11 protein-coding genes are annotated in these 12877 nt (G+C 74.5%); 5 read left to right on the top strand and 6 right to left on the bottom strand.

The genetic code is table 11. The annotated features are described in order from the left end of the window. Positions 1-68: 68 nt before the first annotated feature. Positions 69-1793: a lipopolysaccharide biosynthesis protein gene (locus ACSMXW_RS32830; RefSeq protein WP_485801726.1), complete on the bottom strand. Its 1725-nt coding sequence runs from the start codon at positions 1791-1793 to the stop codon at positions 69-71. After that, on the bottom strand, positions 1790-2995 hold the full coding sequence (locus ACSMXW_RS32825) for a glycosyltransferase (RefSeq protein ID WP_485808456.1): 1206 nt from the start codon (positions 2993-2995) through the stop codon (positions 1790-1792). The genes ACSMXW_RS32830 and ACSMXW_RS32825 overlap by 4 nt, the downstream gene beginning before the upstream one ends. A 262-nt stretch (positions 2996-3257) precedes the next feature. Between ACSMXW_RS32825 and ACSMXW_RS32820 the strand changes: the two genes are divergently transcribed. Then, positions 3258-3728 carry an FAD synthase family protein gene (locus ACSMXW_RS32820; RefSeq protein WP_485801725.1) on the top strand — a complete coding sequence of 157 codons (471 nt, stop codon included), beginning with the start codon at positions 3258-3260 and terminating at the stop codon, positions 3726-3728. Here ACSMXW_RS32820 and ACSMXW_RS32815 read toward each other — a convergent pair. Beyond that, positions 3688-4410: a CDP-alcohol phosphatidyltransferase family protein gene (locus ACSMXW_RS32815; RefSeq protein ID WP_485801723.1), complete on the bottom strand. Its 723-nt coding sequence runs from the start codon at positions 4408-4410 to the stop codon at positions 3688-3690. The genes ACSMXW_RS32820 and ACSMXW_RS32815 overlap by 41 nt on opposite strands. Positions 4411-4710: 300 nt before the next feature. On the opposite strand from ACSMXW_RS32815, the gene ACSMXW_RS32810 reads away from it, so the two are divergent. Further along, a complete protein-coding gene (locus ACSMXW_RS32810; protein WP_485801721.1) occupies positions 4711-5247 on the top strand; it encodes a DUF309 domain-containing protein in 537 nt (178 codons plus the stop codon). A 27-nt stretch (positions 5248-5274) separates the two neighbouring features. On the opposite strand, the gene ACSMXW_RS32805 is transcribed toward ACSMXW_RS32810, so the two are convergent. Continuing rightward, on the bottom strand, positions 5275-6036 hold the full coding sequence (locus ACSMXW_RS32805; RefSeq protein ID WP_485801719.1) for a sulfite exporter TauE/SafE family protein: 762 nt from the start codon (positions 6034-6036) through the stop codon (positions 5275-5277). A gap of 555 nt (positions 6037-6591) precedes the next feature. Continuing rightward, positions 6592-7779 carry a thiolase family protein gene (locus ACSMXW_RS32800; protein ID WP_485801717.1) on the bottom strand — a complete coding sequence of 396 codons (1188 nt, stop codon included), beginning with the start codon at positions 7777-7779 and terminating at the stop codon, positions 6592-6594. A gap of 313 nt (positions 7780-8092) precedes the next feature. Here ACSMXW_RS32800 and ACSMXW_RS32795 point away from each other — a divergent pair, with 313 nt between their 5' ends. The 3 genes from ACSMXW_RS32795 (at position 8093) to ACSMXW_RS32785 (ending at position 11085) form a co-directional block, all read left to right on the top strand. Beyond that, complete coding sequence (locus ACSMXW_RS32795; RefSeq protein WP_485801716.1) at positions 8093-8740, top strand: HhH-GDP family DNA glycosylase; 648 nt, start codon at positions 8093-8095, stop codon at positions 8738-8740. A gap of 381 nt (positions 8741-9121) precedes the next feature. Then, positions 9122-9862, top strand: coding sequence for an SDR family NAD(P)-dependent oxidoreductase (locus ACSMXW_RS32790; RefSeq protein ID WP_485801714.1), 741 nt, complete (start codon positions 9122-9124; stop codon positions 9860-9862). A gap of 8 nt (positions 9863-9870) precedes the next feature. Next, on the top strand, positions 9871-11085 hold the full coding sequence (locus ACSMXW_RS32785) for a PP2C family protein-serine/threonine phosphatase (protein ID WP_485801712.1): 1215 nt from the start codon (positions 9871-9873) through the stop codon (positions 11083-11085). Between the two features lie 272 nt (positions 11086-11357). Here ACSMXW_RS32785 and ACSMXW_RS32780 read toward each other — a convergent pair whose 3' ends face one another. Beyond that, a complete protein-coding gene (locus ACSMXW_RS32780; protein ID WP_485801710.1) occupies positions 11358-12251 on the bottom strand; it encodes a GH25 family lysozyme in 894 nt (297 codons plus the stop codon). Positions 12252-12877 lie beyond the last annotated feature (626 nt).

Raw genomic sequence — 12877 nt, 5'->3', positions numbered from 1 at the left:
GGCCGGGGGCCGGGGCGGGTGTCCGGATGCCGCGCCGTCGGGGCCGGGCGGCCCGGGACGGGCCTCGCTCACCGGTCGCCCGCGCGGACGGCGCCCGGGGTGGCGGGGCCGCCGTCCTCCTCCGGTGCGGTGACCCGGAAGGTGGGTGCCTGGCGGGTGCGGGGCCCCGGCTCGGGGGCGGGGTGGTGTCCTGCGCGGTGGCCGCCGTTCGGTGCCCCGCGGCGGGTGCGGCCGGCGCCGCGCTCGGAGTGGATGACGGCGCCCAGGACGGTGCCGCCCGCGCCGCCGATCAGTTCCCGGATGCGCACCAGGTCCGCGCGGTGCACGGCGCGCGGGTCGCAGACGACGAGGACGCCGTCCACCCGGTCGACGAGGGCGAGCGCGTCGGCGTAGGCGAGGACCGGCGGCGCGAGGACGACGACGGTGGAGCCCGGGTCGTCCGCCTCGGCGATCAGCCGGGTCATGCGGGCCGAGGTGAGGGCCCGGGGCACATTGCGCACCCGCTCACCGGGCACCAGGTCGAACACGCCCGACTCGCCCGCGTCCACGGCGAGATGGCCGCCGCCCGGCCAGTCGGGTCCGTCCTGGCCGAGGCCCCGGGAGACCGCCTCCGGCAGGGTCCACTGCGGGCGCGGGGTGGTGGTCGCGCGGAGCCGCTCGACGAGCGAGGGGGTGCGCAGGTCGGCCTCGATGAGCAGCACGTCCTTGCCGGTCTCGGCGAACGACGCGGTGAGGTTGCAGGCCACCGCCGCGGTCGCCGCGGCCGCCCCCGCGCCTGCCCTGGGTGCCACGACCAGCAGCCGGCGCCGGCCGGCGAACCGGTCGTCGTAGGCGAGCCGGAAGGCGATCGAGCGGTACTCCTCGGCGGCCCGCGAGTCGCTCTGGCTGCCCACGAGCAGCGTCCCGGTGCCGCCGCGGGGCACGATGCCGAGGACGGGCGCGCGCACCGCCCTGGCGACCTCGCCGGCCGAGCGCGGCGTCGGGTCGAAGACGAGCCGCACCCAGGCGGCCAGCAGCCCGAGCGCGATGCCGACCGCGCCACCGAGGCCCAGGGCCACGGCGGGCCCGGGGCCGTCGGGGGCGGTGGGCGGCACGGCCTCGCGGATCACGGTGCCGGGGGTCATGTCGAGCGCCTTGAGGCTGCTGATCTGGCCGTTCAGCTCGGTGATGCGGTTGAGGAGGTTGGCCCTGACGGCGTAGGCGGAGTCGGCCGCCGAGCTGCCGTCGGGGAGCTGGCCGATCTGCTTGGTGATGTCGTCGTGCTGCTTGACGAGCGGGGCGAGCTGGTCGCTGTACTTCTTGATCATGCTGGCCCTGACCTGCTCCCACTCGCTCTTGCGCAGCTCCAGGTAGGCCTTGGTGAGGGCGTTGGCCCGGCGGGCGGCCTCGTCGGGAGCGCCTGCGGTGTACGAGAAGTGCAGGACGAGGGTCTGCGGGGGGTTGGTGACCTGCAGGCCCTGCTGGAGATCGGACGCGCGGCCGGTCATGCCGAGGTCGTGGGCGGCCACCTGGGCGACGCTGCTGCTCAGCGCGGTCTGCCGCTCGGAGCCCATGTTGAGGGTCTTGTCCACCGAGACGGCCGGGTCGAACGGGTCGTTGGTGGGCGCGCGCAGCACGACGTCGGTGGTCGCGGCGTAGGTGTCGGCCCCGGTCACGCCGAGCCAGGCGCCGCCGATCAGGCCCACGCCGATGCCGCCGCCGATCAGCCAGCGGTAGCGCAGCAGTTGGCGGAACTGCTCGCGCAGCTGGTCGGGTTCGTCGTCGCCCCCGGCCTGAGCATGTGTGTCGGTCACGCGGCTGGTCCCCCCAAGGCCTCGTCGATGAGAGCGTCGATCCGCGCCAGGCCCGCCTGACGGGAGAGGTGCGCGGCCACATGGCGGGGTCCCTCGGCGCCCAGCGCGTCCGCCAGGGCCGGCTCGGCGGTGAGTCTACGCACCGCGGCGAGCAGCTCGGCCGGGTTCTCCGGGGCGACCAGCAGCCCGGCGCCCGAGCGGAGCACTTCCTGCGCGGTGCCGCCGCCCTCGGCCACGGCGGCCACCACGGGCCGCCCCGCGGCGAAGTACGAGGTCAGCTTGGACGGCACGCTCATGTCCAGCACCGAGGCGCGCTGGGTGACGGCGAGCACGTCGGCCGCGGCCAGCACCTCGGGGAAGTCGTCGTCGGCGGCGGGCGGCAGGAACTCCAGGTTGGGCACGTCCGCCGCGAGCCGGGCGAGGGTCTCGCGCTGATTGCCGTCGCCCATGAGGACGAAGCGGGTCGCGGGGTCCCGGCGGGCCGCCTCGACCAGCACGTCGAGGCCCTGCTTGAGGCCCATGTTCCCGGAGTGCAGCACCACGGTCTGCCCGGCCGGCCAGCCGAGCCGGGCCCTGGTCAGCTCACGCGGCCGCGCGGGGCCGCGCACATGGGACCAGTTGGGCACCAGGCGGATCCGGCCGCGGTCCACGCCCAGGGCGGTGACGCGGTCGACGAACGTCTCGTGGATCACCCCGACGAGGGCCGCGCGGCGCAGCGCGTAGGCCTCGGCCCGCTCGGCGAGCGCCGCGGCCCGCGCGCCGCCCTGGATGCCGCTCTGCGCCGCGGCCGCGCCCATCAGGTCCTGGACGACGGGTATGTACGGCACCCGGTGCCGGGCGGCGAGCCGGGCGCCGAGCAGCCCGCCGGCCAGGCTGGGCAGCTGGGCGAGCACGGCGTCGGGCCGGCCCGTGCGGGGCGGCGCGAGCAGGCCGTGTGCCAGCACCGACCCCTCGAAGAGCGCCCGGCGTAACGCGGTCTGACGCGGCGGCACCGTGTGGCGCCTGCGGTGCACCAGGACGCCGGCGCGCTGCTCCGTGCGCCGCCAGACGTGGGCGTACGCCGGGTCGAGCCGCCAGGACGGGTAGTGCGGCAGCCCGGTCAGCACATGGGTCTCGTGGCCGCGGGCAGCCCAGTGCTCGGCGATCTGCGTGGCATAGGGGCCGATTCCGGCGTGCTCGGGGGCGTAGTTCGTGGACACCAGCAGCAGCCTGCGGCGCGGCACGCCGGCGCCCTCGTCGCGCTCGTCCTGACTCACCCCGTGGTCCCCTCCCGGATCCGCGGTCCGGCGTCCGGCCGGCTGCCGGCGGATGCCGCGGTCTCCCTCATCGTTCACCATACGGGCACGCGATGTGCACGCTATCGTCGAAGACCGCGCACGGGTTGATCGGGCGGGGGCGCGCGTACGGCACGGACGAGCCCTGGGGGTACGGGTGACAGCGGGCGGATCGGGCAGACGGTGGCGAGTGGGGTACGCGCCGGGGGCGTACGACCTCTTCCACATCGGGCACCTCAACATCCTCCGCCACGCACGCGCACAGTGCGACTACCTGGTGGCCGGGGTGGTCTCGGACGAGATGGCGGAGCAGGCCAAGGGCCGCCGTCCGATGATCCCGCTGGTGGAGCGCCTGGAGATCGTGCGCAGCGTCAAATACGTGGACGCCGCGTTCGTGGAGACCGTCCCGGACAAGCTCCAGACCTGGCAGCAGGTCCGCTTCGACGTGCTGTTCAAGGGCGACGACTGGCGCGGCACCCCCAAGGGCGACAAGCTGGAGCGGGACTTCGCGTCGGTGGGCGTGAGCGTCGTCTACTTCCCGTACACCGTGCACACCTCCAGTACCCAGCTCCGCCGCGCGCTGGACGTGCTCGGCGGCCGCGGGGGCCCGGAGGTGCCGTTCAGCGGGGAACTGCACTCAGTTCCCGGAACCACTTCGTGAGGAACGCCAGCAGGAAGAGCACGGCCGCCGCACCCAGCGCCGTATAGGCCCAGCGGAACGCCGCACCGCCGCCCAGCAGCAGGAACACCAGGCAGAAGATCCCGTGGTCGACGGGCAGCAGCGCCACCGCGCGCAGCGTGGCGGGCGCGGTGCCCTGGGCGCCGGGGGCGGGCCCGGGCTTGAGCTTCTCGGTGAGCAGCCCGCCGAAGAAGGTCACGACCGCGGCGAACTGAAAGCCGAGCGGCACCAGCAGCCAGGCGTCGCCGGAGAGCCCGAAGTGGTCCGGGTGGCGGTAGAAGGTGATCAGAACGGCGGCGTGCAACGCGGTGATCTTGGCGCAGTCCACGACGTGGTCCAGCCACTCCCCCGCCGGGCTGCCGGCGCCGCGCAGCCGGGCCAGCTGGCCGTCGGCCGAGTCGAAGGCGAAGCCGATCGCGAGGCCGAGCCAGACCGCGAGGCCCAGCCCCCAGGAGGGGGTCCCGACGGCCGTGCCCACCACCGCGGCGAAGCTGAACGCCGCGCTGACCGCGGTGACCTGATGGGGCGACAGCCCCAGCCCGTACGAGCCGGCCGCCAGGCAGCGCCCGGCCGGCCGGTTCACATAGCGCGAGTACAGCGACACGCCCTTGGCCGACTTCTGTGCCGCTTTGAGCCGGGCGTACGCCCCCGCCACGCTCTCCATCCGCAATTCCCCCCATGGTCGCTCCCCGCCAACACCACCACACGCCCACCGCCGCAGCAAGGACGCCTCCGGTTGCCGTCCCGGCCCGCGGTCGTTCCCCCGCTGGCCCGCCGTTCCCCTCCGTTCCACCGCGGGACGCCCGGTCCACCGCCGGCCCGCCACCCTCCGGCCCACCACGGCCGCCCACCCGGCCGTCCGGACGGTGGCAGCCACCCGGCCGTCCGGCCCGCCGGTCAGGGCCGCCCGGAGGTGGGCCCGACCCGCCGCGGCCGCGCGGGACACACGCAGGACAATGGGGTGATGGACGACGACCGAGCCGGTCCCCAGGTCCGCACCGGCGGGCCGGACCGCGACCGCGACCAGGATGGCAGGGCCAGGAACTCCCGCCCCCGGGACGGCCTGGGCCGCCCCCTTCCGTACGGCTCCGAGGGCACCCCCAGACAGCCCGAGGGCATCACGCGGAGCCCCGCGGAAACCCTCGACGAGGCCCAGCGCCTGCTGGACGAGGGCAAGCCGTTCCACGCCCACGAGGTCTTCGAGGACGCCTGGAAGACCGGTCCCGCCGCGGAACGGGCGCTCTGGCGCGGGCTGGCCCAGCTCGCGGTCGGCCTCACCCACGCGGCCCGCGGCAACGCGACGGGGGGCGCACGGCTGCTGCGCCGCGGCGCCGACGCCGTGAGCGACTGGTGCAGCACGGCGGCGCGAGTCCAGCCGTACGGCCTGGACGTGCCGGGCCTGACGGTGTGGGCGCGGGAGCTGGCGGACGCCGTCGACGACGGCGGCGCGCCCGTGGACGCGGCGGACTGGGCTCCGCGGCTGCGGGGGACGGAGAGGTGAGCCGGTCGGGCCGAGGGTTCGGCATGCTCAGCGCAGCAGCAGTTCCAGGCCGCCCAGCACGGTCGCTGCGATCACCAGGTGCTCGAAGAGCCGCTGGTTGATCCGTGCGACGCAGGCCTTGCCGATCAGCGCGCCGGGGAGGACGAAGAGGGCCAGTTCCGCGTCGAGCAGCAGGGAGTGCCCGTCGATCAGTCCGAGCCCGGCGCTGAAGGGCACCTTCGAGGTGTTCACGATCAGGAAGAACCAGGCGGACGTGCCCAGGAAGCTCAGCTTCCGGAAGCCGACGGAGAGCAGGTAGAGCGACATCACGGGCCCGCCGGCGTTGGCGACCATGGTGGTGAAGCCGCCCAGCACACCGTAGGAGCGGGTCTTGAGCCGCTCGCCGCGGGTGGCGGTGCCGGCCGCGCCGGCCGGCTCCTCCTGCCGTGCGGAGCGCCTGCGCCACACGGTGATCCCCGCCATGAGCAGCAGGATGGCCCCGATCGAGGTACGGACCACCGTGTCGTCCGCCCAGACCAGGAAGAGCGTGCCGACGACGACTCCGGCGGCGACGGCCGGGAACAGCCGCCACAGGGTGGGCCAGTGGGCGTGCCGCCGGTAGCTCAGCACCGCCAGCACATCGCCGGTGATCAGGATGGGCAGCAGGACGCCGGTCGACTCCCGGGCCGGGAGCACGGCGGCGAACACCGCGAGGCTCACCGTGTTGGCCCCGCTCACGGCGGTCTTGGCGAAACCGACGAGCGCGGCCGCCGCGGCGAGCGCCATGAAGTCCCACAGGGTGATGTCCATACCGGACAGCGATGCTATGCCCCGAGCGTCACGCTTGGTAAGGGCTTGCGGTAAGGGCTTTCTTCGCATCCGCGACGCCGGGCGGCCCGCCCCGCGGCCGCCCGGCATTCTCCGGGGCCGCCGCGGAGGGCCCGCTCAGGGGGCCGCAGGGCCGGTGGTGCGTGACGCCGGGGCGCACGGGGACGGGCGGGCGCGGCGGGCGCAAACGCACGTCGCCGCCGTCTCCCGTCGCGTCCTGGATGGTCAGGGAGGCCTCTTTGAGGCCGCAGCGAGGCTTCAAGGGGACCGCTTCGGCGACGTGGCATCAGGAACGGTCCGCCGGGCCATCACCACACCGTTCCCACTCCCCGCCGCCCGTTCGCTCCGGCGCCGGGTCCGGTCCTCCCGGGCCGCCACCCGTGAGGACCACCCGTGCCCGTTGGTTCGCCTGGGACTGCTGTCGGGCCGCTGGAGCCTCGCGGGCCTCTTGGGCCTCTTGGGCCTTCCGGCCACATGGGCAGCTTGGCCGGCTCGGCCGGCTCTGACGCCCGGACCTGCTGGGCGATGAGCCGCGGCTCAGGCCCGCTCGACGAGGACCGCGCTGCCCTGGCCGACGCCCACGCACATGGTGGCCAGGCCGCGCGCCGCGCCCGACCGCTTCATCCGGTGCAGCAGGGTGGTCAGGATGCGGGCGCCGGAGCAGCCCAGCGGATGCCCGAGGGCGATGGCGCCGCCGTCCGGGTTGACCAGCTCGGGGTCGAGGCCGAGTTCGTCCACGCAGGCCAGCGCCTGGGCGGCGAAGGCCTCGTTGAGCTCCGCCTCCTCGATGTCGCCGACGGACCAGCCGACCCGTGCCAGCACCTTGCGGGTGGCGGGCACGGGGCCGATGCCCATGACGTCCGGGTGCACTCCGGCGGAGGCGCCGCCGACGTACCGGCCCAGGGACGTGAGGCCGAGTTCGTTCAGCGCCTCCTCGCTGACCAGCAGCAGGCCGGCCGCGCCGTCGTTCATCGGCGAGGAGTTGCCCGCGGTGACCGTGCCGCCGGCGCGGAACACCGGCTTCAGCGCCGCCAGCTTCTCGTACGAGGTGTCCACCCGGATGCCCTCGTCCGCGTCGACGACCACGTCGTCCTGGCGCGTCACGGGCAGCAGCTCGGCGTCGAAGCGGCCGTCCTTGCGCGCCTCGGCGGCCCGCCGGTGGCTGCGCAGCGCGAAGTCGTCCTGGCGCTCGCGGGAGATCGCGTACCGCTCGGCGACCTCCTCCGCGGTCTCGCCCATCGCGAGCAGGCCGTGCAGCTCCTTCATCCTGGGGTTGACCAGCCGCCAGCCGAGCCGGGTGTCGGCGGTCTCCATGCGCTGCGGGAAAGCCTGGTCGGGGCGCGGCAGGACGAACGGGGCGCGGCTCATGGACTCGGAACCGCCGGCCAGCACCACGTCGGCCTCGCCCGCGGCGATGGTGCGGGCGGCGGTGGTCACGGCCTCCAGGCCGGAGGCGCACAGCCGGTTCACGGTGGCGCCGGGCACCGACTCGGGGAGCCCGGCGAGCAGCACCGCCATGCGGGCCACATTGCGGTTGTCCTCGCCCGCCTGGTTGGCGGCGCCCCAGTACACGTCGTCGACGCGGGCCGGGTCGAGGCCGGGCGCGTCCGCGAGCAGCCCGCGGATCACCGTCGCGGCGAGGTCGTCGGGACGCACCGAGGAGAGGGCCCCGCGCAGCTTGCCGACGGGGGTGCGGCGCGCGGCGGCGAAGTGGACTGGACGCACGATGGCACTCCTGGAGTGAGGAACCGGTGGGCGGCACCGGCGCCTGCGATGGGCGCCGCCACCCTTTAATTAGCACCGCTAGTTTCGGACTATAGCCCGCCGCCCGGCACCTGTGAAGCACCCGCCTCACCACCGGCCCTGTCGTGAGGATCCACTCAGAGACGGGGGGGGACGGCGGGAAGGGGACCGGCCGGGCGGCGCGCCGGGCGGGGTTTCCGCCGGGGCCGGCCGGGCACTCGGCGCGCGGGACGCCGGGCCGGGGCGCCCGGGTCCGCGGGGGACGTGAACCACGTGAGCCGAGGAGGTGCGCGGCATGCCTGCCCAGAAGAAAGTGGTCCGGGAACTCCTCGCCACGGGGGGCCGCACGTTCGCCGAGGAGGCCGGCATCCGCCTGGAGAACAAGCCGCAGCCCCTGTACCGCACCCTTGTGCTGGCCACCCTGCTCAGCGCCCGGATCCGGGGCTCGGTGGCGGTGGCGACCGCACGGGCGCTGTACGACGCGGGGCTGCGCGACGCACACAAAATGGCCGACGCCACCTGGCAGCAGCGGGTGGACGCGCTGGGCAAGGGCGGTTACCGGCGTTACGACGAGCGAACGGCGACGCAGTTGGGCGAGGGCGCCCGGCTGGTGCTGGACGCCTGGGGCGGCGACCTGCGCCGGCTGCGCGCCGACGCGCACGGCGACGTGGGCGAGCTGCGCCAACTGATCCAACGGGTGCCGGGCGTGGGCCCGACCGGTGCGGACATCTTCCTGCGCGAGGTGCAGGACGTCTGGCCGGAGGCGGCGCCCTACCTGGACAGCAAGGCGCTCCAGGGTGCGCGCCGCCTGGGCCTGCCCGACAAGCCCGAGGCGCTGTCCCGGCTCGACGAGGACGGGCACCATGCCGCCTTCGCCTCCGCGCTGGTGCGGGCCGCCCTGGACAAGAAGATCGCCGACGAGGCCCTGCGGCAGGCGGCGTAGCGGTGCGGGGGCGGCCGGCGGTGCCCCGGAGCGGTACGGCGGTGCCCGGGAGCGGTGGCCGGGACGGATGCGCGCCCGGCCCGGCGCGGCTCGGGACTCGCGTCGGCCGGGACGGACGGCGCGCCCTCCCCGGGATCGGTCCCCGCGCTCGCTCTCGGACGCCCCCTGTGTCCGGGGCCGTCCGAGGGCGTCGCCGCCCGCCCGAGGCGCGTCCGCGCCGGACCGCCGGGCCGTCCCCGGACCGCCGGGGCACCCCCGCAGCCGCCGTCACCACGCCCGCAGCCAGGCCGGCGCGGCCACCGCCCTGCCACACCCCGCCTCGGGCCCCGGCCGCCGGTGCCGGGCGGGACAACACGGTTCCACGACACGAGGGAGCCCTTCATGACCGCGGAACTCTCGGATTCCTCGGCCCTGTTCACCGGTGCCGCCGCGGGTATCGGTCGCGCCGTCGCCCGGAAGCCGGCCGCGCTGGGCGCACAGGTCGTCGTGCACGGCCGGAGCCCCGAGCGCGGCGCCGAAGTGGTGGGCGAGCTCACGGACGACGGCGCGCGGGCCCGGTTCGCCGCGGCGGACCTCGCCGACCCCGACGACGTGCGGCGGCTGGCGTCCGAGGGGGGCGACGTCGACATCCTGGTCGACAACGCCGGCATCTACCGGTTCGCAACCGCCCAGGACTCCACCGCCGAGATGTTCGACACGCACATGGCCGTCAACGCCCGTGCGCCCATGCTGCTGGTGGGGGCCCTGGCGCCGGGCATGGCCGCACGGGGCGGGGGCTCCATCGTCAGTCTGAGCACGATGGGGGCGTCCACTCCGGTCAGGATGGCCGGCGTCTACGGCGCCTCCAAAGCGGCGCTGGAACTCCTCACCCGGGCATGGGCGGCCGAGTCCGGTGGGCGGGGGGTGCGCGCCAACGCGGTGTCCCCCGGCCCCGTGCCCACCCCGGGCACCGGCCTGATGGGCGAGGAGGGCCTGCTGGCGCTCGCGGCCGGCACCGCCTTGGGCCGGCCCGCGGAGCCGGACGGGATCGCCGAGGCCGTGGTCTTCCTCGCCTCGCCCCGCTCCGGGTACATCACCGGCGCCGTCCTCGAGGCCCGGGCCGGGCGCGCCGCCGTGGGCTGAGGACGCCGGTGAGCGCACGGCGGCTGCTGCGCCGCATCACTCCTGCGGACGGGCGGACGGCCGCCCGCCCCACCGCCGGGCCGCCGCAGGACGGAATCCCCTGGCGCAAGCTGATGACCGAGCGTTACGGGCCGCTGGCCGTGGCGCTCACGATGATCGCGGTGATCCTGGTCGTCGGGTTCCTGCTGCCGACGTCGCAGCACCTGGGCTCCCTGATGGTGGCCGTCCCGGCGACGGCCGCCGCGCTGGCCGGCCCCCGGCTCACCGCCGGCATCGCCGCGCTGTCCTGCGGTGCCGCCCTCGCCCTGGACGCCTACGACGGCCTGCTCGACACCTCCATCTTCGCGGTGCACCTGGTGGCGATCATCCTCGTGTCGGCGTTCGTCATCGGCTTCCGGAACGTGCGCGAGCGCAATGTGCGCGAGCTGACGGAGGTGCGCGCCGTCTCCGAGACGATGCAGCGCATCCTGCTCCGCCCGCTGCCGCCGCGGATCGGCTCCCTGCTGATCAGATCGGCGTACCACGCCTCCCATCCGCACGCCATGATCGGCGGCGACCTGTACGCTGCGGCGCGGACGGGGAACGGCGCGCGCGTGCTGCTCGGGGACGTGAAGGGCAAGGGGCTGCCGGCCGTCGAGGACGCGGCGGCCCTGCTGGGCGCGTTCCGGGGGGCCACCCACAGCATCATGTCCCTGCCGGAACTCGTGGGCTACATGGAGAACTGCGTACGGAGCCACTTCGAGGAGAGCGCTCTGGCCGATCCGGACGCCATCGAGCGCTTCATCACGGCGGTGGTGCTCGAGGTCCCGGACGGCGCGGGCGAGGTCCGGATGGTCAACTGCGGGCATCCGGCGCCGTACCTCATCAACCGGGACGGGGCGGGCCTGCTGGCGCCGCGGCGACCGGCTCCCCCGCTCGGCCTGGGCAGCATCCGCGCGGAGGACCACATCGTGGACTCCTTCCCCTTCACCACCGGGACCACCCTGCTGCTGTACACGGACGGCACGTACGAGGCCCGCGATCCGGAAGGCCGCTTCTACGACCTGGACGCGTGTGTCGCCGACTGGTCGGGCTCGACGCCGGACGAACTGCTCGCCCACGTCCTGGCGGGTCTCACCGCCCATGTGGGAGGCGAGATGCGGCTCGACGACGACGTGGCGATGGTCGCCCTCCAGGCGGGCCCCGCCACCCTGTCCGGCACTTCCGACGGCCGGACCGGGTAACTGACGGAACGGCGCACGGGCCATCCGGTCCGCAGCGGACCCGACCACCCCCACCAGGGTGGGGCGAACTCCGCGCGCAACCCACCGCCGGCCGGCAGCCGGCCCACGCCAGAGGCACCCCGGCGCGCGGCGTCACGCCCGGCGCACACGGCGAGAGGACCCCGCAGGCTCCGGGCCTGCGGGATCCTTCCCCGCCGTCGGACAACAGGATGCGAACCCGCGCCCCTCGTCCCCCGCGTCACCCTGGGTGGCCCGAGGGGTTCAGGCGTCCGTCACGGGGTGTTGTTGGCGAGGGCCAGCAGACGGGAGCTGTCGCCGTTGAACCGGTCGCGGTCCACCGCACCCGAGACGCCGCTCACCGATCCGGCGTCGGTGTACTGCCAGATCGTCGCGAACGGGAAGCCCGTCGGTATGGTGGGGTCGGCCGCCGAGGTCCAGCTCGCCGCGTTGAGCGGGCTCCTGGCGGACATGCCGCTCCAGCCGCCGGTGCACGAGTTCCACCAGCTCGCACTGGTGTAGATGACGACGTCGCGGCCGGTCCTCGCCTTGTACGTGGTGTAGAAGTCGAGGATCCATGACTGCATCGCCGAGGTCGACAGGCCGTAGCAGCCGCCTTCGAGGTCCAGCATCCCGGGCAGCGTCAGGTTGTCCGCCGACCAGGCACCGCCGTTGCCGGCGAAGTAGTTCGCCTGGGTCGCGCCGCTGGAGGAGCCGGGCTGCGCGTAGTGGTACGCGCCCCTGATCACCTTGGCGTTGTAGGCGTTCAGATAGTTGGCGCTGAAGGTGGGGTCCTTGTACGTGGTGCCCTCGGTGGCCTTGATGTAGGCGAACTGGATGCCGGCCGCCTTGACCGACGCCCAGTTGATGGTCCCCTGGTAGTGCGAGACGTCGATACCCGGCGGTGGGTTCGGGGCGAAATCGGGGCTCACCACACCGGGGGCGCTCAGTCCGGGCTGTCTGGTGTCCGACGTGAAGTCCTTGTTGTCCTGGAGGTACCCGACACCCATGTACCCGGCGCCGAGCGGAAGGGTGCTGCCGGGCGGGTTGGACTGGGCGGTGGCCGTGCCCGCCGTCATGGTCACGCTCAGCGTGACGCTCGCGACGAGAGTGCCGACCGCCAGCAGGTCCCGCTTCGCGGTCCTGGCATTGCGGCTTCGGGAGAACAAGGCATTCCTCCTGGCGTGGGGGGTGAGCGGGGCAGTGGTGCGGGCTGCTCGGCAGCCCCTGTTCTACTCGTGTAGCGAGCAGGGCCGGCGATCCCACCGACGTTCCGAGGCGGCAGGATGCTCGTCGGTCCGGGCACTCCCCCGCACGCCTCAGGTGCTGTCAGGGGAGTGTCGTCGGCAGGCGTCCGCAACTGCCCGCAGCAACCGCCGGCGTGAGCGCACCGCTTCCTCCTGAACACGTCAACGGGGTGGGTACATGGGCGTGCTGGGCGGTGATGCACGGTGCGGCGGCGCGACGGTTGTCGTGGACGCGTCATCAGTGACGCATGAATCGACTTCCGACGTAAAGGGCTGTACGGAAATCTCAATGGTCGAGACCAGTGAGAGGCCGTGTGGCTGCGGTGATGGCCCCGTCGGCGGAAAGTTTCACCGGCGTGAAACCTCCTCCAGTCCCCGGGGCGAGGCCAGAAGGGCGACCTGAGGTACGTCCATGCGGCCGGTCGGGCCACGAGGCGCGGGAGAAAGCCCCCTCGCGTTCATCCGCCGCCACGCCGAGGGGGGTACCGCAGACGGAGCGCTGGGCGGGGAGGCGAGGAACCGGAGGAGGTGGTCGCCGCTGCCTCCGG

Source organism: Streptomyces sp. DSM 116793 (assembly GCF_057320905.1).
This window is presented reverse-complemented; position numbering and strand designations above follow the sequence as displayed.

Excerpts from the sequence above, each read along its gene's own strand:
- ACSMXW_RS32795 (WP_485801716.1), top strand. The coding sequence starts at position 8,093 with ATGCCTGCCCAGAAGAAAGTGGTCCGGGAACTCCTCGCCACGGGGGGC.
- ACSMXW_RS32790 (WP_485801714.1), top strand. The coding sequence starts at position 9,122 with ATGACCGCGGAACTCTCGGATTCCTCGGCCCTGTTCACCGGTGCCGCC.
- ACSMXW_RS32815 (WP_485801723.1), bottom strand. The coding sequence starts at position 4,410 with ATGGAGAGCGTGGCGGGGGCGTACGCCCGGCTCAAAGCGGCACAGAAG.
- ACSMXW_RS32805 (WP_485801719.1), bottom strand. The coding sequence starts at position 6,036 with ATGGACATCACCCTGTGGGACTTCATGGCGCTCGCCGCGGCGGCCGCG.
- ACSMXW_RS32810 (WP_485801721.1), top strand. The coding sequence starts at position 4,711 with ATGGACGACGACCGAGCCGGTCCCCAGGTCCGCACCGGCGGGCCGGAC.